This is a genomic window from Hyalangium minutum (assembly GCF_000737315.1).
Lineage (GTDB): Bacteria > Myxococcota > Myxococcia > Myxococcales > Myxococcaceae > Hyalangium > Hyalangium minutum.
In genome coordinates, this window is the sequence record NZ_JMCB01000003.1 from 361995 (window position 1) to 385460 (window position 23466).

The window sequence follows — 23466 nt, forward strand, 5'->3', positions numbered from 1 at the left end:
GCTTCAGCAACACCGCCCAAGGCGGAGGACTTCCAGGGGGTTGTAAATTACCCTGACATCGCTGCCATAGCGCCGGAAGTCTGCACCTTGACAGTGCTGGTTTCCCTCTTTATTCACGGCCCCGCGTCGCCCCGAAGGAGGTCGCACGCTGCATCAGAGTGTGTCAGGCCGGTACACATCTGACATCTGCGTGCGCCGAGCCCGCTCCAGGATCCCCCGACGCAGACAGAAAGACCATCATGAGCGACGTCTTCGACAAGTGCAGTAACTGGAAGGATTACCGCATCGCGAAGGCCACCGGCCTTTACCCGTACTTCCGTTCCATCGAAGCGTCCCACGGCGCCACGGAGGTCGAGATCGAAGGCCGCCGCGTCATCATGGTGGGCTCCAACAATTACCTGGGTCTGTCGGCCGATCCGCGCGTGAAGGAGGCGGCGATCAAGGCGGTAGAGAAGTTCGGCACCACGTGCTCGGGCTCGCGCCTGCTCAACGGCACGCTGGCGCTGCATGAGGAACTGGAGGCGAAGCTGGCCAAGTTCCTCAACCGCGAGTCGGCCCTGGTCATTTCCACGGGTTTCCAGACGAACCTGGCGCTGTCCTCCATCCTGGGCCGCCATGACATTGTCTTCACCGATCGGCAGAACCACGCCTCGCTGGTGGACGGCATTCGCCTGGGCTTCGCCACCGAGCGCAAGTTCCGCCACAACGACATGGAGCACCTGGAGCAGCTGCTGTCGGCGGCGGATCCGGACGCGGGGAAGATCATCGTCACCGACGGCGTGTTCTCCATGGAGGGCGACATCTGCAACCTGCCCCGGATCGCCGAGCTGGCGAAGCAGTACAACGCCCGGGTGATGACGGATGACGCGCACTCCATGGGCGTGCTGGGCGAGACGGGCCGCGGCGTGCCGGAGTACTTCGGCCTGGAGGCGGAGACGGACCTGACGATGGGCACGTTCTCCAAGAGCTTCGCATCGCTGGGCGGCGTGCTGGCGGGGCCCTTCGAGGTCATCAACTACATGCGCCACAAGGCGCGCTCGGTGATCTTCTCGGCGTCCATGACGCCGGCTTCCATTGCGGCGGTGCTCAAGTCGCTGGAGATCATCGAGGCGGAGCCGCAGCGGCGCGCGCGCCTGCTGGACATCGCGGAGAAGATGCACAACGGCTTCCGCGCCATGGGCTTCGACACGGGCGTGTCGGTGACGCCGGTGGTGCCGGTGCACATCGGCGATCAGGTGAAGTGCTTCCGCTTCTGGAAGGCGCTGCACGAGGCGGGCGTGTTCGCCAACCCCGTCATCCCCCCGGCCGTCGAGGCGGGCCACGCGCTCATCCGCACCAGCTTCATGGCCACGCACACGGATGCGCAGCTGGATCGCGTGCTGGACACCTTCGAGAAGATCGGCCGGCGCATGGAAGTGATTCCCGAGACGCGGCCCACGGTGTACGAGCCGGTGAAGATCGCTCGGCCGGGCACGGGCGTGCGCTCTAACAAGGCCTCCGAGAAGTGGGCGGCGGGCTCTGTTGGCCAGCTGGCGGACAAGGGCGGGCTGACGCTCGAGCAGCTGTCGCGCATGTCCTCGCGCGAGGTGGCTGGGAAGATCTTCGACGCGGTGGAGCACCTCACCTGGCGCGCGGCGAACCTGCAGCCGGCGGACCTGCGCAAGCTGGGCGGTGCCTCCAAGCGCCTGTGGGAGAAGCGCGGCGAGCTGCCCGGCCTGCTGCTGGAGAAGGGCGCTCACTTCTTCATGCGCAACGGCCAGGACGGCACCACCACCACCACCCAGGCGGAAAGGAACTAGGCGCCCATGGCCCTCCCCGCCGAGTCGTCCAGCGCCACCACCCTGCCCCCAGTTCCCTCGGATGTGACGGTGAAGCCCGTGCGGACCAGCGCGGACAAGACCGCGTTCATCCGCATGGTCTATCCGATCTACCAGGGGGACCCGAACTGGGTGCCGCCCTTGGAGATGGAGCGAAACGACTTCCTCGACCGGAAGAAGAACCCGTTCTTCGAGTTCGGTGAGGTGGAGCTGTTCCTGGCGCTCCGGGGTGGCCAGGTGGTGGGCCGCATCGCCGCGGTGAGGGATCCCCACTACAACGAGTTCCACGGCACCAACGAGGGCTTCTTCGGCCTGTTCGAGTGCATCAACGACGCGGGCGTGGCTCGGGCCCTGTTCGACGCGGCGTCTCAGTGGCTGCGCGCTCAGGGCTTCGTGAAGATCCTCGGGCCGATGAACTTCTCCACCAACCACGAGGTGGGGCTCCTGGTGGACGGGTTCGATCGGACGCCGGCGATCATGACGACGTACAACCCGCCGTACTACGGCGCGCTGATCGAGGCGAACGGCTTCACGAAGGCCAAGGATCTGTGGTCCTTCGAGCTGTCGTCCTCGGTCCAGCCGCCGGAGAAGGTGGCGCGCATCGCGGAGAAGATCCGCCAGCGCGAGGGCGTCACCGTCCGCTCGGTGGACCTGAAGAACTTCGAGGCCGAGGTGCGCCTCATCAAGACCATCTACAACGCGGCCTGGGAGAAGAACTGGGGCTTCGTCCCGATGACGGACCGCGAGTTCGATCACCTGGCGCGGGACATGAAGCAGATCGTCCGGTCGGAGCTGCTGCTGATCGCCGAGGTGAAGGGCGAGCCAGTGGCCTTCTCCATGACGATCCCGGACGCCAACGAGGCCCTGAAGGAGGCCAAGGGGCGGCTGACCACGTTCGGCCTGCCCATCGGGCTGGTGAAGATGCTGCTGGCGGCGCGGAAGATCCGTCGGCTGCGGCTCATCACGCTCGGCATCAAGGAGGGCTACCGGCGCCGGGGCCTGGACGCCATCCTGTACCTGGACACCCTGCGCACTGCGCACCAACTAGGCTACGAGGGCGGGGAGATCTCCTGGACGCTCGAGGACAACCACCTGGTGAACCGGGCGATCGAGTCCATGGGCGGCAAGCGCTCGAAGACCCACCGCGTCTACGAGCGCGCGCTCTAAGCAGCAGCGGAGACAACGTGAAGATCCTCCTGACGGGAAGCACCGGGTTCATCGGCCAGCGGCTGGCCAAGCGCATCGTCGAGCGGGGTGACACCCTGACGGCGCTCGTGCGGCGCACCTCGAAGCGGGGGGCGCTGGAGTCGCTCGGTGTGCGCTTCGCGATGGGCGATCTGCTCACGGGCGAGGGGCTCACCGAGGCCGTGAAGGATGTGGACTGTGTGCTGCACCTGGCCGGTGTCACCAAGTCCCGGGACGAGGCGGGCTACTTCCAGGGCAACGCCGAGGGCACCCGGCGGCTGGTGAAGGCCATGGCGGAGCTCCCTACCCCGCCTCGGCTCGTGTACTGCTCGTCGCTGGCGGCGGCGGGGCCCTCGGTGCCGGGACGTCCCCGGCGCGAGGAGGAGACGCCAGCGCCTGTCTCCCTCTACGGCCGGAGCAAGCTGGGCGGAGAGCAGGCGGTGCGGGAGTTTGCGGACCGCGTGCCCTCGGTGATCGTGCGGCCGCCGATCGTGTACGGGCCGGGAGATCAGGAGTTCCTGCCATCCATGCTGCCGATGGCGCGGCTGGGCGTGATGCTCAAGAGCGGCTTTGGCCCCAAGCTCTACTCGCTCATCCACGTGGATGACCTGTGCACCGCGCTGCTGGCGGCGACCGAGCGGGGCCAGACGATGCGCGCGGGTGACGCGACGGCGGGCGTGTACATGGTGTCGGATGGCACGGAGCACCGGTGGGAGGACTTCTGCCAGGCGCTCGCGCAGGCCATGGGCCGTGCGAAGCCCACGGTGGTGTCGGTGCCCGAGACGGTCAGCTATGTGGTGGGACTGGGCTCGGAGCTGGCGGCGCGCGTGAGGGGCACCATTCCGATTCTCAACCGGGACAAGGTCCGGGAGATGGCCTGTCCCGCGTGGACCTGCTCGATGGAGCGGGCCGCGAAAGAGCTGGGCTTCACGCCCGCCATCCCGCTGGCCCAGGGACTCGTAAGTGCTTTGGGCTCCGAGGCTCGGGCTTCGGGGCGCTAACTGCGCCCCACCCATACCCAGGTCTGACTGGTCAGACCTGAGGGTTGGCAGTAACGCCCAAGTCTAACCAGTTAGACTTTTGGGCCGGCCTACTTCCCGGTCGGAGCCTTCGGATCGGCGGTGCCCGTCGCCGCAGCCGGGGGCACATCCGCAGCCTTGGTGGTGGCAGCGGACTTCTCCAGCTGAGCCCGCTTGGTCTTCAGCGTGGAGAGCAGGCCGTCGAAGCCCTTGTCGGCCAGCAGCTTGCGGAACTGGCCTGCGTACGTCTCCACGAGGGACACCTCATCGGTGACGACATCGTAGATGCGCCAGGTCGCGCCCTTCCCCGCCCCCTTGTAGAGCTTGTAGTCGACGGGGATCTGGTCCTTCTTCACTGCAAGGGTCGTGTTGACGACAGCCTCGTCGCCCTTGATGGTCTCCTTGCCGTACTTCACGTCCGCGTTGGCTTGGCCGATGGCCTTCTGAGCGTACGAGGCGCGCAGCAGCCCCTTCATGGTCTCGGTGAAGTCCTTGCGCTGCTCGGGCTTGAGCGTGTCCCACGTCTTGCCGAGTGCCCGCTTCGCGAGTTCCTCGAAGTCGACGAACTTCTCCACGACAGAGGCGAGCTGATCCACCGTGGCCCCAGGCGCGCCGGCGGCCTTCTGGACGTCCGCGTTGCCGGCCTTGACGACCTCGAGCGGAGTGGTGGGAGCGGCAGCGAGCAGCGTTGCGGCGATCAAAGGTGCAAGCATCGTTTTTGAGTCTCCGGGATGATGGTCGGAAGTGACGACAGGAGGAGCCAGTCCGTTATTCACTGTCCTGCAGGCGCCATGCCGGTCACCCGGTTGAGCGCCGCTATTCCCACACGGGCGTCATGCCAGCTCTTGCCCTTGTCGGCTGAGGCCTGAGCAAGCGCTGTGAAGGCGTCCACCAGCTCGCGGGTGTCTCCCGTGCCGAGATCGAAGGCGGCATAGGCGGCGGTGGCCCAGCGGCGGGCGTTCTTCTCCGCGTCCGTCATGGCGCGGGCCTTGGCCAGCGCCGCCGTCAGCGCGCCATGCGTCTGGGTCACCTCCAGGCGGATGGCGGACTGGAGCAGCCGCTGCTGGGCCTTCAGCTTGTCCAGCTCCGCGCGGGATTGGTCGAGCTGCGCGTTCTTCATCGGGATGTCGAAGGTGCCGCGCGCCGCGATGCCGATGCCTGCGGAGCGATCGTTATAAGGATCGTAGGCGAAGGGTGTGCGCTGCGGGGTGGCGTTGGAGGTGTACGCGAACTTCGCGAAGCCCACGATCCCCAGGTCCGGGTAGTACGCACGCTCGCGGATGAGGACCTCCTGCTCGCGCGCCGCGATGCCCGCCTGGATGGCCGTCAGCTCGGGCCGGCGCTGCTCGGCCAGCGCCAGGGCCTTCTCCAATGTGGGCGGCGAGAACTCGTCCTCCTCCAGCGGCAGATCCACGCTGACGACCTGCACGGGCTCTCCAGGCTTGGCACCCGACAACAAACGGATGGCCTCCAGTGCCAGGATCCGTCCTTGCTGGGCCTCGGCGCGGCGGGACTCCAGCACCTGCCGGAAGAAGTTCAGCTTGTACGTGTCGATCTTGGAGACCTGCTGGGACTCCTCGTCCAGCAGCTCCTGGATGCGCTTGCCGGCATCCTCCAGTCGCTTCGCTGTCTCCTCGAGCTGCACGATTCCCGCGTTCGCGAGCTGGTACCCATAGAACGCCTGAGCAGCCTGGAAACCCGCCTCGGCGCGGGCCCGCTCCCGCAGCGCCGCGCCGATGATGGGGCCCTGGTCTCCCGCCTTCTCCAGCGCCGTGAGCTTGCCGAACGTGTAGATGGGCAGCAGTGCGTTGACCTCCGCGCGCACCGTGACGCCCAGCGTGCCGAAGTTCCAGTCGCCCTCCAGCGTGGCCTCCGTCGTGGGAGGACCGCCGAGCCCGTCATTGCGCGCCTCGGGCACCGGGCCGCCAAAGCCCACCACCGTTTCGAACTTGGGGAACCACGCCCAGTGGGCTTGCCTCTGGAGCGCTTGCAGCCGGTGAAGCTCCGCCTCGGCCTCCTCGACGCGCGCATCCGAGCGGCGCGCACGCGCCACGAGCTCCTCGAGCGTGAGCGGCCCGCTCTTGGCGGCCCCCTCGGCCGTGCCTGGAGCCTGCTGCTCGGTGGAGCGCGTCGCGTCCTGGGCGGCCTGATCCTGGGCTTGGGGCGTGGCGCTCTGCGCGCCCTCTCCCACCGTGGGCTGTCCCGGGAGCGTCGCGGGAGCGCCTGTTATGGGGGATGCCGTGCCCTGCCCGGCTTGAGAGGGGGTCGAGGTGCCCTGCCCTCCCGAGATGGGAGCGGCGGGTGCTGTGCCGGGCACGCCCTGCGCCGCCGCGCTCCCTGCCGAGAGCGCCAGCCCGATTCCCACGAGTCGTCCGAGTCCTGTCCGTTTCACCGATGGCCTCATTCGCGGCCCGCCCTGTCGGCCCAGACCGCGGCGGCGCAGCATCTCCCTTCAAGGGGGCTCCGTCACCGCTTCTTTAACGTTTGCTGGGGGTTGTCCCGGGACTGATGAACGTTGGGGGCCCCACTGCGTGCGGGTGCTGACATTTTTTCGCGGGAACTCCTTGCGCTCTGTGGAGCGGGAAGCACAATCCGCGCCGCCCTTCGACGCGCCCGGCCCCCCGGCCGTGGCCCCAAGACTCAGGAGCCTTATGGCCTACACCGATCGAGTGAAGCAGATCCTGTCGTGGTACCCGTCCGATAGCCCTGGCACCCTCACCAACCTGGCGCGCCTGCTGAACACCGGCACGCTGGCGGGCACGGGCAAGATGGTCATCCTCCCGGTGGATCAGGGCTTCGAGCACGGCCCGGCGCGCTCCTTCGGCCCCAACCCGGCCGGGTACGATCCGGACTACCACATCCAGCTCGCCATCGATTCGGGGTGCAACGCGTACGCGGCGCCGCTCGGCTTCCTCGAGGCCGTGGCCGGCAAGTACATGGGGGAGATTCCCCTCATCCTCAAGGTGAACAACTCGGACACGCTGGCCAAGGTGGCCAACCCCATGTCCGCGGTGACGTCCTCCGTGAAGGACGCGGTGCGGCTGGGCTGCGTGGCCGTGGGCTACACCATCTACCCGGGCTCGGGCGCTCGCAACGAGCAGTACGAGGATCTGCGCGACATCATCGCCGAGGCCAAGTCCTACGGCCTGCCCACCGTGCTCTGGGCCTACGCCCGCGGCAACATGTCCAAGGAGGGTGAGACGGGCATCGACGTGATTGCGTATGCGGCGCAGATCAGCGCGCAGTTGGGCGCCCACATCATCAAGGTGAAGCCGCCGCAGGACTTCATCGAGCAGCCCGAGGCCAAGAAGGCCTTCGAGAAGGCCGGCATCGCCACCAAGACGATGGCGGACCGCGTGAAAGAGGTGGTGCGCTCGGCGTTCAACGGCAAGCGCATCGTCATCTTCTCGGGCGGCGAGTCCAAGGAGACGCCGGCCTTGCTGGAGGAGATCCGGCAGATCCACCAGGGTGGCGGCTTCGGCTCCATCATGGGCCGCAACGCCTTCCAGCGTCCGCACGCCGAGTCGGTCAAACTGCTCAAGGACGTGATGAACGTCTTCGCCGGGAAGTAGTCCCTCCCCGAGCGACCCTGCAGCCGAACGGCCGGTGCTCCTCTCCAGGGGCCCGGCCGTTTCCGCTTCAGCGAGGCCCACGCGAATCAGGGCCCGCAAAAGCGGAAGCCCCCCGAGGATTTCTCCTCGGAGGGCTTCTGAGTGGAGCTAACCGGGATCGAACCGGTGACCTCTTGAATGCCATTCAAGCGCTCTCCCAGCTGAGCTATAGCCCCGAAACATGCTGCTGGCGCCGCTCTGGGGAGCGGCAACCGTCGAAAGCGGCGCTCTTCTACTTCTTCTTCGGTTTGGACGCCAGCGCTGTTTGCGCCTTTCCGTCGTTTTTTCCCTTCAACCGCGCCGCCAGGGCCTCCCCTTCCTGGAGGATGTCGGTGATCTGCGAGGCGTGCGCCGCTGCCTTCTGCTCGGCTGCTTCCACCGCCTTCACCGAGGGTGCGAGCGCGGCAGGAAGCTCCAGCTTGCCCTTCTGCACCATTCGGAACACCGCCTCGCCCAGCGCCCGAAACGCCTTTTCCTTCTCCATCTGCAGGTAGTTGCCCTGCGAGTTCAGCCGGGCCAGTTCCTCGGTGTGCCGCACCTGCTCCCGGAGCTGCGCCAGTTGCGCCTGCGCCGCCTGGAACGCCTGCTGAATCTGCTTCATCACCTCGGACTGCGTCGGCTTTGCATCTGCCAAGACGGGCGACCCCTAGGAAGAGCTGACGAGGGAGTCCGTAGCGTGGCGCATCGGGGACTGTCAACCCTGGAGCTTGCGCAGCCGCGCCGCGAAGAAGCCCCCGCCTGGGACTTTGGGGGGAATGGGCCGAAGGAAGGGCCCGTCGCAGAGCGCCGCCGCCCGCTCCGGCCCCACCACCGGTGCCACCGGCTCCAGCGCGAAGCCCGGCTGCTTCTCCAGGAAGCCGTGCACCACCTCGTCATTCTCCTCGGGCAGCAGGGAGCAAGTGGCGTAGACGAGGATCGCCCCAGGCCGGGCCTCCCGCCCTACCTCTTCTAGAAGCGCCAGCTGGGTCGCTTGGAAGTCGGTGATCGCCTTGGGGGTGAGCTTCCACTTCTGATCCGGCTCTCGCGCCAGGGAGCCCGTCCCGCTACAGGGGGCGTCCACCAGCAGCACGTCCGCCCCTCCCAGGGGCAGGGGGTGGGGGAAGGACACGTTGCGCACCGACAAGTCCCTCACCCGCTCGCGGGCCTGGGCCAGCCGCCGGCGCGAGCGATCTCCTGCCAGCACCCGCCCCGAAGTTCCTACCCCATCCGCCAGCGCCAGCGTCTTGCCCCCAGCTCCGGCGCAGACATCCACCACCGTGAGGCCCTCCAGTGTCCCCCCTGGCGGGCGGCACACTTCGGCGATGAGCTGGCTGCCCACGTCCTGCACCTGGAGGCGGCCCGACTTCATCACCTTCGTCTCGAAGACGCGGTGGCTCGCGTCGGCGATCCGCACCGCGTCCGGGGCAAGGTCCACCGGCTCGGCGGCCACTCCCTCCTCTTGAAGGAGGGTGAGCACCTCCGCTCGTGTGCCCGTGGGGCGGACGCGGAAGTACAGGGGAGGCTCCTCGTCCAGCGCGGCGAGGAGCGCTTCCAGCACAGTCTCGGGGTGGAGCCCCGCCAGCCGCTCCACCAACCAGGAGGGGAACGAGTAGCGCGTCGCCAGGCGATCGGTGGCCGACTCGGACATCGGCGGCTCTGGCAGTGGCCCCTCCACCACCTGGGCGAGCAGATCATCCTTGATCGTCCGAGGCCGCACGGGCCCGGGCAGCTTCACCTCGGGGCCAATCCGGGCCCACTTCTCTCCGCAAAAGAGGCGCCGCCAAAGTGCGTAACGGACCAGGGCTTGATCTTCGGTGAGCCCCACCTTGCTGGGAGGGTGGCCGAGCAGCCGCGCCGCCAGGTCCAACAGCCGCTGGTGCCGGGAGAGTTCCCTCGCCGCGAAGGCCGTGAAGCGCCGCTCCTGGCCCCCCAGCCCGCCTGCCTCTCGCAGGGCTGTGGCGAGCGAGGCCTTGAGCGGTTCCCCCCGCAGCACGGCGATGTGGGCCTCAATGGCGGCCGTGGCCGCGCGCCGCGAGGGACGGCCCAGTTTTTCAGAGGGATGAGGGGTAGGCCAGAGCGTGTTCACGGGGGGACGTCTCCCAGAGTCCTAACCCTTCAGCGCCAGCGAGACGGCCAGACAGCCCTTCTCGGTCCGGGTCTCCGGCGGCGGGCTCGTGGAGAGGAACAAATAATGCGGGGCCGGCTGCCGCGCGCCATCCACTTCCAGATCGCCCTCCACCACCAGGACACCGGCGCGCCCGCGGTGGTGCGTCCACGCGTAGCTCGTCCCGGGCTGCAGGCGGATCCACATCAGCCCCTGCTCGGCCGAGGCTCCCGAGGGCCGCAGCACCTGGACCCCCGGCGCCTCTTGCGTCCAGCCCGCGTCGTCGGGAGGACGCTTCGTGGCCTGCTGATCCAGCTCCTGCCGCAGCGCGAGGAAGCGCTCCACCAGCGCCGTCATGTCCTCGAGCTGGAAGGGCTTGATCAGGACCGCATCCGGCTCCCAGGGGTGGAGCGCCCGCTGGAACTCCTCCTCAGCGGCCGCGCTGACGAGCGCCACCGGCTGCAGCCGCCGGCGGGCCATCTCGACGATGCTCCGCCCGCCCTGCCCTCCTCCGGAGATGCGCAAGTCGGTGAGGATCAGCTCGAAGCGCTCCTGCCGGAGCACCGTCAGGGCCGAGTCCACCAGGCCCAGGGCGCGCACCTCGGCCTGCTCGGAGATGATGTCGCTCATCCCCTCGCGCAGGCTCGCGTCATCCTCGACCAGCAGCACCTTCATCGGGTTTCTCCCGCCGGGGACGTTCCTTCCGCCCCCCCAGGACGCGCCCCCTCAGGGCCGCGCAACGCGCACTTCCGACCGTTTCGTAGTGGCCCTCCCCGGACTCGAACCGGGACGCGGGGTCAGCCGCAGCGGATTTTGAGTCCGCCTCGTCTACCAATTTCGACAGAGGGCCCTGTCTGCCACCGACAATCGGGCAGACGTATACCGCGCTCAACGCTCGCATGCACCCGGAGATTGCGGTGTTGCCTTCAAATGACTAGAGGGACCGCGCATGTACAACCTTCTCATCTCCCTGGGCGTGGGGATCGCCGTAGCTCTGGGCATCAAGCTGCTGGGCTACTCCCTGTGGGCCGGCCTCATTCCGGGCACCCTCGCCTTCGCCTTCACCTTCATTCTCCTGGCCCGCCGGGTGGCCAAGCGCATCCAGGCCCTCATGGACTCCGTCCAGAAGGAGTTCGCCACCCAGGCCACCCACCAGAAGGAAGCCCAGCAGAAGGTGGAGCGCGCCGTGAAGACCCTGGAGCAGGGTCTGGTCTACGACAAATGGCAGCTCATGGTCGGCCCCGAGCTCCACGCCCAGATCGGCATGCTCAAGTACATGGTGAAGGATCTGGACGGCGCCCAGGCCCACTTCGCCAAGTCCGGTCCTCGCAACTACATGGCCAAGGCCATGGAGGGCGCCCTTCACTACCAGCGCAAGAACTTCACTGCCATGGAGGCCTCCTTCGAGGCGGCAGTGAAGACGGGCAAGAAGGAGTCCGTCATCTGGGCCGCCTACGCCTGGTGCCTGCTGCAGAACAAGGACAAGGACAAGGCGCTCAAGGTGCTCGCTCGCGCCGTGCAGACCAACCCCACGGATGAGAAGCTCAAGGGCAGCCTCACCCAACTGCAGAACGACAAGCGGCTGAAGATGAAGCCTTACGAGCCCACCTGGTGGCAGTTCGGTCTGGAGGCTCCTCCCATGCCCACGATGGGGGGCGGCGGAGGCGGCGGCCGTCGCGTGCAGTTCATTAATCGACGTTGAAGACGTCCCTGGGTACAGGCATCCGTTCGCCGGAGCACGGGAATTCCTACCGATCGCGAGTTCCCATGCTGGTACGTCTTACGGATGAGCCAGACTCGTGGCGAATGAAGGGCGACGCAACCGCCTGAAAAAACACCGGCTGCCCCGTTTCGTCTCAGGGCATGGAGCTTGCTCCTATCCCCCTCACACCTCCTCCGAGGAGGGGTGAGCAGCAAAGAAAAGAGACGGACGGACTTGGCAGCCGGAGGTCTCGGGTGAAGGTTGCGGAGGGAAGCGGGTGTCCGGAGTACGGAGCGGCGGCGGCGGCGCGAGGGGCGCGAGGGCGTTGTGGGCACTCCGCAGGGCGTGGCGCTCGAGATCTTCGGCCTGCCATTTCGAGGCAGGCGTGCGCAACGGAGCGTTGCATGGAACGGCGCGGCCGGGGCAGTGAGCGGGCCCAGATCCTCATCATCGAGGACGATGCAGGTGTTCGTGACAGCCTTTCGGATTTGTTGGTGGTGAAGTTCGAGGTGTTGACGGCCGCGGACGCGGGCGTGGGGGTGGAGCTGGCGCGAGAACACCACCCCGATCTGATCCTGCTGGATCGGTTCCTCCCCAGCGGCGACGGGCTGGGCGTGCTGGAGACCCTTCAAGGGGATGTCCGCACGGACTCCGTGCCCGTCATCTTCCTCACGGGCGACGCGGACGAGGCCACCCTGGAGAAGTGTCTGGAACGCGGCGCGGTGGACTTCATCCACAAGCCCGCCAGCGCCCGGGAGCTGATGGCGCGCATTGATCGCGCCCTGCGGCAGAGCGAGCAGCAGCACCGCCTGCGGGTGCTGGCCCAGACGGATGCGCTCACGGGGCTGGCCAACTTCCGGGCGCTCACCCTGCGCATGGAGGAGGAGTTCCGGCGCGCGGGCCGCTACCAGTATCCGCTGTCCGTGGTGGTGATCGATCTGGACCACCTCAAGGCCATCAATGACGGGATGGGCCATGATGTGGGCAACCGGGCCATCCTGGCGCTGGCCGCCCACCTGAAGAACAACCTGCGCGAGTCAGACTTCGCCGCGCGCTTTGGCGGGGATGAGTTCGTCGCCCTGCTTCCCCACCAGACGGCGGTGGAGGCTGCAGCCTTCGCCGAGCGCATCCGCGCCGGGCTGCGCAACGTGACGGTGCAGCGCAGCGATGGGCGCCCCGCCCCATTCGGGCTGAGCGTGAGCGTGGGCATCGCCGATCATTCCGAGGCCACCCCTCGGGAGAACACCGAAGCGCTGCTGAAGGCGGCCGACGCGGCGCTCTATGTCGCCAAGCGCGAGGGGCGTGACCGGGTGGTGGTGCACGGCGCCTCGATGGGGGCTCCGCCGGTATCGGCACAGCGGCATTAACGGATTCACCGGTTGCAGAGGCACCGAGGGCGAGCGAGGGCGCGGATGAGCGGAAGCAGACTGGTGGCGGGTTCGAGGGTAGCGATCATCGGCGGCGGCATCGCTGGTGCAGGGCTGGCGTCTTCGCTCCTGTTCAACGGGCGGGCCCGAGGCGTCTCGCTGGATGTCCGGGTGTATTCACACTCGGAGCCCAACACGGTGCCGCCCCCGGTGGTGCTGACGCCGGAGTGCCGCTCGCGCCTCGCCGCGCTGGGCTGCCGCGTCCCCATGGATTGGCGCGTGCATGAGCTCCGGGGCGTCGAAGTCCTCTCTCACGGCCGGCGGGATTTGCTACCGGCACCTCCGGGGGGCTTGTGGGTGGTGGATGGTTGGCCCAATGGCCCCTCCGGGCTCGAGGTGGTGCGCGAGGCGCTCGTGACGGCCGCCACGGCCCAGGGCGCACGGTTCATCTCCCGGCATGTGGATCGCGTGGAGCGCCATGCGCCTGCCCCGGATGCCCCCGAGGTGGTGCGCAACAGCGGCCCGCTGGTGGTCCGCGCCCAGGGCAGCGGCGATCGCTTCCATGCGGTGGCGCTGGCGACCGGCGCGGGTGGCTTGCTGGGCGACGCGTTCTTCCCGGGCTTCGAGCCCGCGCCCACGGTGGCGGCGGTGCAGGCGCGGCTGCGCCATGGGTCCTCACGGCTGACGCTGGCCCCGCTCGCTCGGCTGTGGATCGCTCCCCTTCCCACCGTGGATGGGCTGTTCCTGCTGCCGGGGGCGCACTCGGTCTACGCGCTGGCGTTCGGGCCAGCGGTGACTCCGGCGGATCTGTGTCAGGCGCTGATGATGGCGGCCCGGGATGGGCTCGTGGACGAGGGCTTCGAGCTCTCCGCCCTGGAGACGACGCGGCTGCCGTTCGGGCCGGGCCGCTCGCTGGTGGCACCCGGGCAGCTCGTGGTGGGGCCGGCGGCGCTCGGGCACCCGCTGCAGCTGGGGCTGTCCGAGACGCTGGCCACGTGCAGCCGGGCCGCCGTGGGGCTGCTCGATGGCGGGCTGGAGGCCTCCGCGCTGGAGCGCCGGTATGTCCGCGAGGGCCTCTCGGAGCTGATGGAGGATGCGGCGGCGGGGGCTCGGTCGATCGCGTGGCTGCGGCGCGCGGGCCGGCGGGCTCCCGAGGCGTTCCTGGCAGCGCGACGCAAGGGCTCGATGTGCGGAGTTTATAGCGGTGGAGTGCTCGGGCTGGCTGCGCCGACGCCGCTGTCGCTGTTGGCCGCGGCGCGCTGGGCGGGCCTGCGCGAGGTGGTGAGCTCGTGGCTGCGCACGGCGGTGGAGCCGGTGCCCACCACGGTGCCCACGCTGGAGCCGGACCTGTACTACGTGGTGGATGATGATCCAGACGCTCGCGAGGCGATGACTCAGTTGCTGGAGTCCACGGGCGCCACGGTGGTGTCCTTCTCGGACGAGCTGGCGCTGTTCTGCGCGGTGGCGCGGCGGCCGCCCACGGCCATTTTGCTGGATGTGGTGCTGCACTGGGTGGACGGGCTGCGGTTGTGCGAGGGCCTCAAGCAGCACCCGCTGACGCGCAACACCCGGGTGGTGGTGATGAGTGGGCTCAACCGGCCGCACGTCCGCCAGCGTGCGCTGGAGGCGGGCGCCGAGGCCTTCCTGCCCAAGCCAGTGGAGCCGGAGCGGCTGCTGCAGCTGCTGATGGGACACGGGGCTCCCCTGCCCACCGTGTCGCCGCCGGTCCATGTCCCGGAGATCCCGGCGGACGCCGAGTCCGGGCGCTACGCCTCCTGAGGCCGGGAGAGGCACAGGGGATGGCTCCCGGCCGCCTGTTCGGAAATGTCGGGGGTTTTGAAGTGGGCGCCTTCTGCTTCACGGTCAGAGGTTTCGCAGCGCTTCGTACGGAGGGGCCAGGTGCACGGCACCGGCCTCTTTGCGGAACCATGTGAGCTGTCGCTTGGCGTAGTGGCGCGTCTCGCGCGCCGTGTCCTGGATGGCCTCTTCTGGGGTCATCCGGCCTTCCACAACGGCTCGGGCTTGGACGTAGCCCACACTGCGCATGGGCGCGGCGTCCGCGTACCCGTGCGCCAGAAGCTCCCGGGTCTCCTCCACGAGCCCTCGCGCGAACATGGCCTCCGTGCGTGCGTTGATCGTGGCGTAGAGCTGCTCCCGAGGCGGCTCCAGCACGAACATCCGGAAGGGGTAGCGGTCCGGCGCGAAGGCGTGCTCCCGGCGCCACTGTGAGGCGGGGATGCCGCTCTGGGCGTGGATCTCCAGGGCTCGGATGACGCGGACCAGATCCTGCGTGGGCAGCTTCGCGGCGGTCTCGGGATCCACCTCGGCGAGTTTGCGGTGCACGGCCTCGCGGCCCTCTGCGGCGGCCATGGCCTCCAACGAGGCCCGAAGCGTGGGGTCTGCCCCAGGAGCCTCCACCACGCCGTGCAAAAGAACCCGCAGGTAGAGACCCGTGCCGCCCACGACGAACACGGGCTTCCCGCGCGAGGCGATGTCCGCGATCGCCGCATCCGCCCGGCGCTGGTACTCCGCCGCCGAGAACGTCTCGAGCGGATCCACCACCGAGATCAAATGATGCGGCACGGCAGCAAGCTCCTCGGGGGAGGGCTTGGCCGTGCCGATATCGAAGAGGCGGTACACCTGCTGCGAGTCCGCGTTCACGATCTCTCCCCCGGCCCGGCGGGCAAGCTCGACGGCGATGCCCGTCTTGCCCGAGGCCGTCGGGCCGGTGATGACAGTGAGCAGCGGGTTCACGCCCCTCCCCTCTCACTTCTCTCCGGCGGTCGCAACCCCGCTCACAAGGATAAGGGGCCGACGGTCACGGGGCACTCAGTCCGGGCAGCCGCCGCAGACCTTGGTCGAGGTGTACTCGTACTCCGTGCACGAGGCCCCCGCCGAGTTGAAGCAGACGCGGTAGCGGTTCTTGCCCTGGTTCTGTCCACCCAGGTAGGTGCACTCGACGGCGCCGATGTCCGGCGAGTATTGGCAGTCCCGGCAGGCCGTGTCGAACGTGTTGCACGTCGACAGGCTTCCGCAGTTGTAGGTCGCCGACCAGCTGCCGCAGGAGTTGTAGCCCAGGTTGGTACAGGTCTTCGCCGCCATGCAGGCCGCAGCCGGCTGCAGCATGTCTCCCTGCGGTTTCGGCACCTTCGCGAGCACGGCGCTCATCAGCTCCGGCGACATCACCGTGCCGTCGGGAATGGCCGCGAGGTTCTCGGGCGCAAGCTCCTCGATGGGGAGGTTCTCCTCCGCTTCCACCGGGCCACAGCCCACCAGAATACTCAGCACCACTGCGCCCACGGCCATCCATGCGTTCTTCATCATGTGAGTCATCTCCTGAAACTTCGTTGCGAATGGAAGGAGGAGCCCGCCCCCTGAGTCCGGGCTCCCCCAAGGACATCACTACTGGCCGACGACCACCGTGATCTGCTGGAGCGCGTTCAGTCCCTCGGGCTCATGCGCCACGCCGCCGAGCTCGATGTACTCGCCGGGGTTCAGCGCGCGATCCAGCCGCGCCTCAAGCAGCGCCTCGCGGAAGAAGCTGGCGTAGGGGTTGCCGGGATTGTGCGGATCCACGACGTCGTCCGGCCCCCAGTAGCCACCAGCGGAGCCGCTCGGGCCGTGGATGACCGAGATGGGAGTGCCCGCCTCGAGCACGGTGCGGCCCACGTTCTGGAGCACCAACGACACGCGGTTGGCCCGGTAGCCGTCCACCTCGGAGCGCACCGGCTCCACCTCGGACCTCACCAGCGCCAGCGCTCCCGGCGCCGAGCGCGGCGAGAGGATGCGCAGCCAGTACCAGGGCGCGGCCCGCGGATCGAGCGCCACCTGGACGCCATCATGGAAGATGACGGTGAGGATGTGGTTGGCGTCCCGCGTGAAGGACCGGGCCCGGGCTCGGACCTCGATGCTCTGCCCGGGCCGGAGGGTGGGCAGTGTGCCTCCGTTCAGGGCCTCCGTGCCCAGCAGCGAGCGCGCGGCCGGCAGCGCCAGGGCGGCGGGATCTCGATACCCCGCCGAATCCACGGCCGCGTGGGAGAGCGTATAGGCCAGGCCTCCCTCCAGCGTCGCCGCGCCCACGTTGATCAGGGTGAAGGAGATGTCGAACGCATCCCCCACGGGCTGGATGTTCCAGTCCCTCACGGCGATGTCCACGCGCGGCCCATCGAAGCGCCACCACCAGGGATAAGGGGTTGGGCAGCGCTCGGTGTCCCAATCGCTGGCGGCGAGGGCCGAGACCGGCAGTTGAACGAGCACGAGCACCAACAGCAGCAAGGTGCGCTTGAAATTCATGGTGAAGCCTCCGAGCAGTCCGGGTGAGTGGTCCGGTGATGCTCAGAGGCATTGCAACGGAAGGGCCAACGCCTGACGGCCCTCATCCCTCGTCGGAATCGCCTCCCGCAGAAGCGGAGATCGCATGGCGCTCCAGCAGCCGCCGGAGCTGAGTGCGGTGCATCCCCAGCGCGCGCGCCGTCGCCGCCACGTTGCCGCCGTTCTGCCGCAAGGCCTCCTCGATGCGGGCCTTCTCCTCCGGGGCCACGGGCTTCGCTCGGGACGTCTCCTCGCGAGGCGCTCGCCGCTCTTCGGAGCTCGGTGCGGGAGCCACGGCCGCGGGGCCAAAGGCCGTGCCCGCGCTCTGGCTCAAGTGGCGAGCCTCGACGCGCGTGGCGCCGTGCATGAGGGCCGCCTGGGCGGCGGTGCGCGCCTCTACCAGCAGCTCGCGGACGTTGCCCGGCCAGGGCCGCAGCAGGCAGGCCTCCACCAGCGTCACATGGAGCCCCAGCTGCGGAGAGATCTGCTGCACGGCGCGCTGGAGCAGCAGGGGCAGCTCCTCGGGACGCTGCCGCAGCGGGGGCAGCGTCACCTGGGGCCGGCCGATGCGGAAGTACAGGTCCTCCCGGAGCTTCCCCGAGGAGACGAGCGCCCGCAGATCCTTGTTGCTCGCCGAGCAGACCAGGATCTCCACCTTCTTCGCCTTCAAGGCGCCCAGGGGGAGCACCTCGCGCGTCTCCAACGCGCGCAGCAGCTTCGCCTGCACTGCCAGCTCGAGCTCCACCACCTCGTCGAGGAACAGCGTGCCGCCATGGGCCGTCTGCAGGTAGCCCTCGGCGTCATCGGCTCCCGAGTAGGCGCCGCGCCGAGCGCCGAACAAGAGCCGCTCGGCGAGCCCCTGAGGAATGGTGGCGCAGTTGACGGCCACGAAGGGGCCCTCGCTCTGGGGGCCGTGCTGGTGGAACGTGCGCGCCACGCCCTCCTTGCCCGCGCCGCTCTCGCCATGAATGTGCAGGGAAAACCCGAGCTTGGCCGCGCGTGTCACCTCGGCCAGCAGCTGCTGGAGCACCGGGCCCCGCACGAACCCATCCACGAGTGTCACGCCGCGCTTCTGCAGGGGGGCCACGTCCGGAGAGGGCACGAAGAGCGAGTCTCCCATGCGGAGGACCCGCCGCACCTCGCGTGGGGTATTGGCGGGGATCTGCTCCCCATCCACGAAGGTGCCGTTCTGGCTGCCCAGATCCGTGGCGTGGAAGTGCCGTCCGTCGAAGTGGACGCGCGCGTGGCGGCGCGACATGCGCGGGTCCTGCACCTCGCCGAGCAGAGCGCCGCGCCCCAGCTCCAGGGCCTCGCCGCTCAACGGAAGTGCCTGGGCCAACGGCGCCTCGCCGGTAAACAGCCGCAGCAAGCCCGGGACCCGCTCTCCCTCGGAGGTATTCCCACCGCTTGCGATCCCGCTGGGGCGCAGGGTGGATCCGTCCTCTCCCATGCGGTGCATTCTAGGGGGCCGGCCGAGCCGCACCGTGAAAATGAGCGCGGGCGGCACACGACACAGCCCCGCGCTGGCACAAGGCACAGCTCGCTGTGCCAGGGTCTGTGCCTGCGGGCACCGACGAAGTGTCCTGAGAGAACACTCGTGAATACATCTGTCTACGGATGCTCCTCGACGAGCGACTCCTGGGCCTCTCGGAGGAGTTCTTCGTACTCCCCGCGCACCAGCGGATTGAGCTCGACGGCCCGAGCGAGCGCGGCTCGGGCCTGAGGCAGAAGCTCGCGGCGCTCGGCCTCCTGGTCCGCCTTGCGCGCCTGGACCAGCAGCAGGGCCCCCCGTAGAGCGTAGGCCTGTGCCAGGGTGGGATCGATCTGGAGCGCCAGCTCCACGTGTTTCAGTCCCTCCACGATGGAGGCGCGCGCCACGCCAGGGTCCGAGCTCTCTGCCAGCAGCCAGTGGACGCGGGCCAGCACCAGGTGTGTCTCGTAGTAGGAGGAGAACAGCTCCACGGCGCGCTGCGCCTCGGAGAGCGCTCGCTGGAGAAGGTCTGCGCTGGCGCTCCCCTTCTGCTGGGCCCACGCTACCTCCAGCAGCCCGAGCCGCGCGGACTCGATCCGGCACTCGGCGCACCCGGCGTCATGCCCGAGCGCGCGCTCGATGGACTGCCGACCCAGGCTCAGCGCGGTGCCCGGATCGAGCCGCTCCCGGAGCGCGTGCCGGGCCTCCAGGGAGAAGCCCATGGCTTGGTAGAGGTGCGTGCGCGCATGGGCCGGATTGATGCTCAAGGAGCGCTCGAGGTGCCGGCGCGCGCCCTCGAGCGCCGGACGCGGATCCCGGCCGGTCTGGAGGAGGTGGTTGGCGAGCACCAGCTCCGCCCCGGCGGCGGAGTTCAGGATCCAGTAATACCCGGCATCCAGCGCGAGGCCCTGCTCCGCGGCCTTGAGTGCTCGCTGGACATCGGCCTCGGGGTTGAACCCTCGCAGGACGGAGTACTCCGCCAGCTCGTAGTACGCGGTGGTCTGGTTTGCGAGGGGGTAGAGGTAGGTCGGATCGGCTCGCTCCGCCTGCTCGAAGCGGCGGAGCGCCTCCTGGTAGGACTCGCGGGGATCCTGGCCGTGCTCGCCCTGGTAGCGGCCCTGAGCCAGGTACGCCGCCCCCAGATCATTGAGCGCCCACGGGTGGTTGGGCTGGAGCTGGAGCGCCCGGGACAGCTGGGCAATGGCCTCGCGGAACGAGGGGACGGGATCCCGGCCGTTGCGAGCCTCGTAGCCGCCGCGCTTGAGGTAGCCGATGCCCAGCGCGTCGTAGGCGGACACGTCCCCCGGGTCCAGCTCCACGGCGCGCCGGCCCGTGGCGATCCACTCCATGAGCAGAGCGCTGACATCCTGATCCTTGGGTTGATGGACCGCCACCCAGTACCGGCGCATCAGCACATAGGCTTTCTGGGTGTAGCCCACCGAGCGCTGCGGCGCGGCCTGGATGCTCTTCTCGCTGGCCGCCAGCGCCCGCTCCAGGGCCTGCTCTTGCGGCTTGCCCTGCTTCTCGTCGAGCTCGGATTGGCGCAGCCACACCTCGGCCAGGGCCTCGTAGTTCACCGGAGCGCTGCCGCCCAGCGAGATGGCATTGTCGTAGAAGCTGGCGGCCTCCAGCAGCCCGGCCCTGGCCGTCTCGTAGCTGAGCCCGGGCTGCTCCACCGTCCGCACCCGTGTCACATCCCCCGCGAGCTTCCAGGCCTCGTGCATCCAGGGCGCTTCGGTGGAGGCCTGGGCCGCGGCCCGGAGCGCCACGTCATACTGGCGGCGGTAGAAGGCGATGAGCCCCTCCAGGTAGCGCGGCGACTCCAGCTCGACGCCCTGGCTGCGCTCGAGCGACTGGAGCGCGGGCTGGAGGTACTTCTCCTCGAGCTCCCGCTGCCGCGCGGCCAGCCACTCCTGGTTGCCGCTGCGCCGCGCATGCTCCAGAGCGCGGTGGTACAGCTCTCCGAGCACCCGGCCCAGGGCGTAGTGCAGCTCGGGCGAGTCGAGCCCCTGCTTCCGGGCGAGCAGCAGCTCCTCGTGAGCCTTGTCCAGCTCGTGCAGCGCCAGGTGGCCACGCCCCAGTGCGTAGTGGATGAGCGCCTCGCCCGTGGCTCCCAGCCCCGGCAGCAGGGCTGCGATCCGGTGCATGCGCTCGCGAACGAGCTCCTGCTCGCGGCGAGTGTCATGCAGGGGGAGCGCGGAGGCCAGGCGCATGAACCACTCGATCTCCTTCACCTCCTGCCCGAGCTTCTCGGCCAGCCGGGCGCGCTCCTCGGACTGTTGCCGGGTGTTCCGGGCCTCCAGCCACGCCCGCACGCCGAAGGTGGCCAGCACCAGGATGATGGCCAGGGACAGCCCCGAGACGGCCACCAGGGCGCGGTGCTTGCGCGACACCCTCCTCAGCCGGTACTGCAGGCTCGGCCGCCGCCCGAGGATCGTCTCTCCGTCCAGGTACCGCGCGAGATCCTCGGACAGCGCGCGAGCGGACACGTAGCGCTGGTGAGGCTCCTTGCTGAGGCACTTGAGGACGATGATCTCCAGATCGCGATCGATCTGGGGCATGCGCGAGTGCAGCGACGGAGGCTCCTCGTTGAGCACCTTGTCCAGGGTGCCGGCCAGCGTCGAAGCGGTGAAGGGAGCCGTGCCCACCAGCAGCTCATAGAGCGTGGCCCCCAGGCTGTAGACATCCGAGCGGCGATCGATGCTGGACAGCTCGCCTCGCGCCTGCTCCGGCGCCATGTACGCGGGGGTGCCCAGCAGCGCGCCGGACAGGGTGAGCCCGTGACCGTGGCTGGCGTCGTAGGCCAGGCCAAAGTCCATGACGACGGGGAACCAGCGCCCGCTCTCGGTGCGCTCGACGGCGATGTTGGTCGGCTTCAGGTCCCGGTGGACGACGCCCTGACGGTGGGCCTCGTGGATGGCGGTGGCCACTTCCTGGAGGATCCGGACCTTCTCGGCCTGCGACAGCGTGGAGGCGGCCCGATCCAGCCGCTGGCCCTCCACCAGCTGCATGGCGATGTACGCCTTCCCTTGAACTTCGCCGACCTCGTACACCTTGCAGATGTTGGGGTGATCGATGCGGGCCTGGGCGCGTGCCTCCTGGAGGAAGCGCATGACCAGCTCGGGATCCGAGCCGAGGATGAACTTGAGGGCCACGGTGCGGCCCAGGCGCTTGTCGCGAGCCTTGTAGACCTCGCCCATGCCGCCGCGCCCCAGCAGCTCGAGGAACTCGTAGCGCTCCCACCCGGAGACCGGGAACGCCGGGCCTGAGGTGACCCCGGCCTGAGGGGGAGGCGCGCTGGCCCCATCCGTCCCGGGCAGCGTGGCGAGGTTCTCTTGCTCGGCAGCGGGCGTCGCTCGAACGAGGGTTGGTTCGAGGGCCGGCGCTGCATCACCAGGATCCGGCATGGGCCCTCCACACTATCAGTGCACAGGGGGTGGCACATGGCACAGCTCGGTGTGCCTGTGCCTGTGCCACCGCTGTGCCCGGCCGCCCGGCTCCGCTCCGGGCATCCCTGAGCAAAGGCCAAACCCCTGAATTCATTCAAGAACCTTGCCGAAGCCTCTTCCCTCCCCGTTGGCACGAATCCTGGAAAGAACCTCCAACATCAGCGAAGCCGTACAATCTGAAAAAAAACGGGAAAACCGTCTTTCTGAGAAAGGACCCACCATGAACCCCACCACCGACCGACCGTCCCTGAAGCCAGTGATGTCTTGGGTGAGCACCGCCGCGATGAGCCTGCTGGCACTCACGCTGACAGTGGGTTGCGGCGAGCCGCTGGAGGCTGAGGCGGAGGCCGAGGCCCTGGGCCAGCAGGAAGCTCCGATGGGCCGCCTGGATACCGGCTGCACCAGCGGCAACTGCTCGGATCCCACCAACGGCCAGGGCATCTACATCGCCAAGGGCTTCGGGTACTGCATCTGGCTCCACCGCGATATCTACTTCTGCCCCGAGTACTTCTCGCAGTCCCAGAGCGGGCCCCAGCTCACGGGGCAGACCGTCAACTCCAAGGGGGAGTCGCTCACCCAGGCGGTGACGTTCCCGGTGGCGGGCCGGCGGCTGGGGCTGCCCGTGGATGTGCTCCGCATCGGACTGAACGCCCAGGATCTGGTCATCGCTTATAAGGATGCCAGCGGCTACTACGAGCTGTCCGGGACCGATCTGGGGAACCTGGAGCTCGATCTCCAGAACTCCACCCTGGGCGCGTTCTCGCTGCGATTCCGCCCCGCGGCGCTGGACAAGGGCGTCATGCTGTACGAGGCCGAGTACATCCGCGCGTCGATGTCGGCGTGGGCGCCTACGTGCCAGGATAGTGCCGGGAAGGTGGCCTTCATTCCGGAGCGCAGGGTCGACCCGGTGACCGCCAAGGTGGCGAAGGACACGGATTCGGGGGTGGTCACCATGGCCTGCCGCACGGGCGCCATCGCGACGTGCATGGTCTGGGGGTACCGGCCGCACGAGGTGTCGGATCCGGAGCGGCAGTCCATGGCCGACACCGCCTATGCGACCTGCCTGCAGGCCAAGCGCGCCGCGTACTTCGTCCAATCGGGGGATTACGCCAGCTACACGACGGAGGGCACCCATATCGCGTTGCAGGACTTGTACGGGATCATGAACGTCTCGATGCCCGGAGTGGAGGCCGTGTGGGGCCCCGAGGGCGCTCGCTGCTTCAGCGAGTCGTACCGCCGCATCCCGAACCCGGGCGCGGTGCTGCCAGCGCTTCCCACTGTGATCCCGGTGCCGGCCTGTGATCAGCGGCTCCACACCGCGGCCCAGTCCGGAACGCTGCAGTCCGAGCTCCGGGAGGATGCGCCGCTGGCCACCGGGCCATATGTTCCCTGAGAGCAGCTGAGCGAGGGGCTCCTCTCGCGTGCCTGAGGGGCTTCCGGTACCCTACCGC

At 68.6% G+C, this 23466-nt stretch carries 18 protein-coding genes and 2 tRNA genes; 8 read left to right on the forward strand and 12 right to left on the reverse strand.

All coding sequences use genetic code 11. The annotated features are described in order from the left end of the window. Positions 1-239: 239 nt before the first annotated feature. From DB31_RS08055 to DB31_RS08065, 3 genes are read left to right on the forward strand one after another with little or no spacing between them, the layout of a single operon-like run. Positions 240-1799 (forward strand): aminotransferase class I/II-fold pyridoxal phosphate-dependent enzyme, encoded by a 1560-nt coding sequence (locus tag DB31_RS08055; protein ID WP_044184837.1) that lies wholly within the window; start codon positions 240-242, stop codon positions 1797-1799. 6 nt (positions 1800-1805) lie between these two features. Further along, positions 1806-2984 (forward strand): GNAT family N-acetyltransferase, encoded by a 1179-nt coding sequence (locus DB31_RS08060; RefSeq protein WP_044184840.1) that lies wholly within the window; start codon positions 1806-1808, stop codon positions 2982-2984. Between the two features lie 17 nt (positions 2985-3001). Continuing rightward, positions 3002-4003 (forward strand): NAD-dependent epimerase/dehydratase family protein, encoded by a 1002-nt coding sequence (locus tag DB31_RS08065; protein ID WP_044184843.1) that lies wholly within the window; start codon positions 3002-3004, stop codon positions 4001-4003. Between the two features lie 89 nt (positions 4004-4092). On the opposite strand, the gene DB31_RS08070 is transcribed toward DB31_RS08065, so the two are convergent. Continuing rightward, positions 4093-4734: an MlaC/ttg2D family ABC transporter substrate-binding protein gene (locus tag DB31_RS08070; RefSeq protein ID WP_044184846.1), complete on the reverse strand. Its 642-nt coding sequence runs from the start codon at positions 4732-4734 to the stop codon at positions 4093-4095. Positions 4735-4793: 59 nt separating this feature from the next. Beyond that, entirely contained in the window at positions 4794-6413 is a 1620-nt protein-coding gene (locus tag DB31_RS08075; protein ID WP_044184848.1) for a TolC family protein, read from the reverse strand. Positions 6414-6672: 259 nt separating this feature from the next. On the opposite strand from DB31_RS08075, the gene DB31_RS08080 reads away from it, so the two are divergent. After that, positions 6673-7593, forward strand: a complete 921-nt coding sequence (locus DB31_RS08080) for a class I fructose-bisphosphate aldolase (RefSeq protein ID WP_044184851.1) — start codon at positions 6673-6675, stop codon at positions 7591-7593. A gap of 142 nt (positions 7594-7735) precedes the next feature. Here DB31_RS08080 and DB31_RS08085 read toward each other — a convergent pair. The 5 genes from DB31_RS08085 to DB31_RS08105 all read right to left on the reverse strand — a co-directional run bounded on the left by DB31_RS08085 (position 7736) and on the right by DB31_RS08105 (position 10565). Next, a tRNA-Ala gene (locus tag DB31_RS08085) sits at positions 7736-7808 on the reverse strand. Between the two features lie 56 nt (positions 7809-7864). After that, positions 7865-8266 carry a hypothetical protein gene (locus tag DB31_RS08090; RefSeq protein WP_240486586.1) on the reverse strand — a complete coding sequence of 134 codons (402 nt, stop codon included), beginning with the start codon at positions 8264-8266 and terminating at the stop codon, positions 7865-7867. 60 nt (positions 8267-8326) lie between these two features. Next, the gene (locus tag DB31_RS08095; protein ID WP_420806674.1) at positions 8327-9697 is read right to left on the reverse strand and encodes an RsmB/NOP family class I SAM-dependent RNA methyltransferase; all 1371 of its coding nucleotides are present in this window, start codon (positions 9695-9697) and stop codon (positions 8327-8329) included. A 21-nt stretch (positions 9698-9718) separates the two neighbouring features. Next, positions 9719-10390 (reverse strand): response regulator, encoded by a 672-nt coding sequence (locus tag DB31_RS08100; RefSeq protein ID WP_044184857.1) that lies wholly within the window; start codon positions 10388-10390, stop codon positions 9719-9721. An 89-nt stretch (positions 10391-10479) separates the two neighbouring features. After that, positions 10480-10565, reverse strand: a tRNA-Leu gene (locus DB31_RS08105). Positions 10566-10664: 99 nt separating this feature from the next. Here DB31_RS08105 and DB31_RS08110 point away from each other — a divergent pair. The 3 genes from DB31_RS08110 to DB31_RS08120 all read left to right on the forward strand — a co-directional run bounded on the left by DB31_RS08110 (position 10665) and on the right by DB31_RS08120 (position 14563). After that, the gene (locus tag DB31_RS08110; protein ID WP_044184860.1) at positions 10665-11417 is read left to right on the forward strand and encodes a tetratricopeptide repeat protein; all 753 of its coding nucleotides are present in this window, start codon (positions 10665-10667) and stop codon (positions 11415-11417) included. A gap of 404 nt (positions 11418-11821) precedes the next feature. Next, positions 11822-12784, forward strand: a complete 963-nt coding sequence (locus tag DB31_RS08115; protein ID WP_044184863.1) for a diguanylate cyclase — start codon at positions 11822-11824, stop codon at positions 12782-12784. A gap of 45 nt (positions 12785-12829) precedes the next feature. Then, positions 12830-14563: a response regulator gene (locus DB31_RS08120; RefSeq protein ID WP_044184866.1), complete on the forward strand. Its 1734-nt coding sequence runs from the start codon at positions 12830-12832 to the stop codon at positions 14561-14563. 84 nt (positions 14564-14647) lie between these two features. On the opposite strand, the gene miaA is transcribed toward DB31_RS08120, so the two are convergent. From miaA to DB31_RS08145, 5 genes are all read right to left on the reverse strand, one after another. After that, on the reverse strand, positions 14648-15538 hold the full coding sequence (gene miaA / locus DB31_RS08125) for a tRNA (adenosine(37)-N6)-dimethylallyltransferase MiaA (protein ID WP_044184870.1): 891 nt from the start codon (positions 15536-15538) through the stop codon (positions 14648-14650). A gap of 75 nt (positions 15539-15613) precedes the next feature. Next, positions 15614-16108, reverse strand: coding sequence for a hypothetical protein (locus DB31_RS08130; protein ID WP_044184873.1), 495 nt, complete (start codon positions 16106-16108; stop codon positions 15614-15616). A 78-nt stretch (positions 16109-16186) separates the two neighbouring features. After that, entirely contained in the window at positions 16187-17077 is an 891-nt protein-coding gene (locus DB31_RS08135) for a hypothetical protein (protein WP_044184876.1), read from the reverse strand. A gap of 82 nt (positions 17078-17159) precedes the next feature. Continuing rightward, a complete protein-coding gene (locus DB31_RS08140) occupies positions 17160-18545 on the reverse strand; it encodes a sigma-54-dependent Fis family transcriptional regulator (protein WP_044184878.1) in 1386 nt (461 codons plus the stop codon). A 161-nt stretch (positions 18546-18706) separates the two neighbouring features. After that, on the reverse strand, positions 18707-21973 hold the full coding sequence (locus DB31_RS08145; RefSeq protein ID WP_052419800.1) for a serine/threonine-protein kinase: 3267 nt from the start codon (positions 21971-21973) through the stop codon (positions 18707-18709). 262 nt (positions 21974-22235) lie between these two features. Here DB31_RS08145 and DB31_RS08150 point away from each other — a divergent pair, with 262 nt between their 5' ends. After that, the gene (locus tag DB31_RS08150) at positions 22236-23408 is read left to right on the forward strand and encodes an ADYC domain-containing protein (RefSeq protein ID WP_044184881.1); all 1173 of its coding nucleotides are present in this window, start codon (positions 22236-22238) and stop codon (positions 23406-23408) included. Positions 23409-23466 lie beyond the last annotated feature (58 nt).

Bases quoted from the DNA above. Each gene is read 5' to 3' on its own strand.
- DB31_RS08055 (WP_044184837.1), top strand. From the start codon at position 240: ATGAGCGACGTCTTCGACAAGTGCAGTAACTGGAAGGATTACCGCATC.
- DB31_RS08060 (WP_044184840.1), top strand. From the start codon at position 1,806: ATGGCCCTCCCCGCCGAGTCGTCCAGCGCCACCACCCTGCCCCCAGTT.
- DB31_RS08070 (WP_044184846.1), bottom strand. From the start codon at position 4,734: ATGCTTGCACCTTTGATCGCCGCAACGCTGCTCGCTGCCGCTCCCACC.
- DB31_RS08080 (WP_044184851.1), top strand. From the start codon at position 6,673: ATGGCCTACACCGATCGAGTGAAGCAGATCCTGTCGTGGTACCCGTCC.
- DB31_RS08100 (WP_044184857.1), bottom strand. From the start codon at position 10,390: ATGAAGGTGCTGCTGGTCGAGGATGACGCGAGCCTGCGCGAGGGGATG.
- DB31_RS08110 (WP_044184860.1), top strand. From the start codon at position 10,665: ATGTACAACCTTCTCATCTCCCTGGGCGTGGGGATCGCCGTAGCTCTG.
- DB31_RS08115 (WP_044184863.1), top strand. From the start codon at position 11,822: ATGGAACGGCGCGGCCGGGGCAGTGAGCGGGCCCAGATCCTCATCATC.
- DB31_RS08120 (WP_044184866.1), top strand. From the start codon at position 12,830: ATGAGCGGAAGCAGACTGGTGGCGGGTTCGAGGGTAGCGATCATCGGC.
- DB31_RS08130 (WP_044184873.1), bottom strand. From the start codon at position 16,108: ATGATGAAGAACGCATGGATGGCCGTGGGCGCAGTGGTGCTGAGTATT.
- DB31_RS08135 (WP_044184876.1), bottom strand. From the start codon at position 17,077: ATGAATTTCAAGCGCACCTTGCTGCTGTTGGTGCTCGTGCTCGTTCAA.
- DB31_RS08140 (WP_044184878.1), bottom strand. From the start codon at position 18,545: ATGGGAGAGGACGGATCCACCCTGCGCCCCAGCGGGATCGCAAGCGGT.
- DB31_RS08145 (WP_052419800.1), bottom strand. From the start codon at position 21,973: ATGCCGGATCCTGGTGATGCAGCGCCGGCCCTCGAACCAACCCTCGTT.
- DB31_RS08150 (WP_044184881.1), top strand. From the start codon at position 22,236: ATGAACCCCACCACCGACCGACCGTCCCTGAAGCCAGTGATGTCTTGG.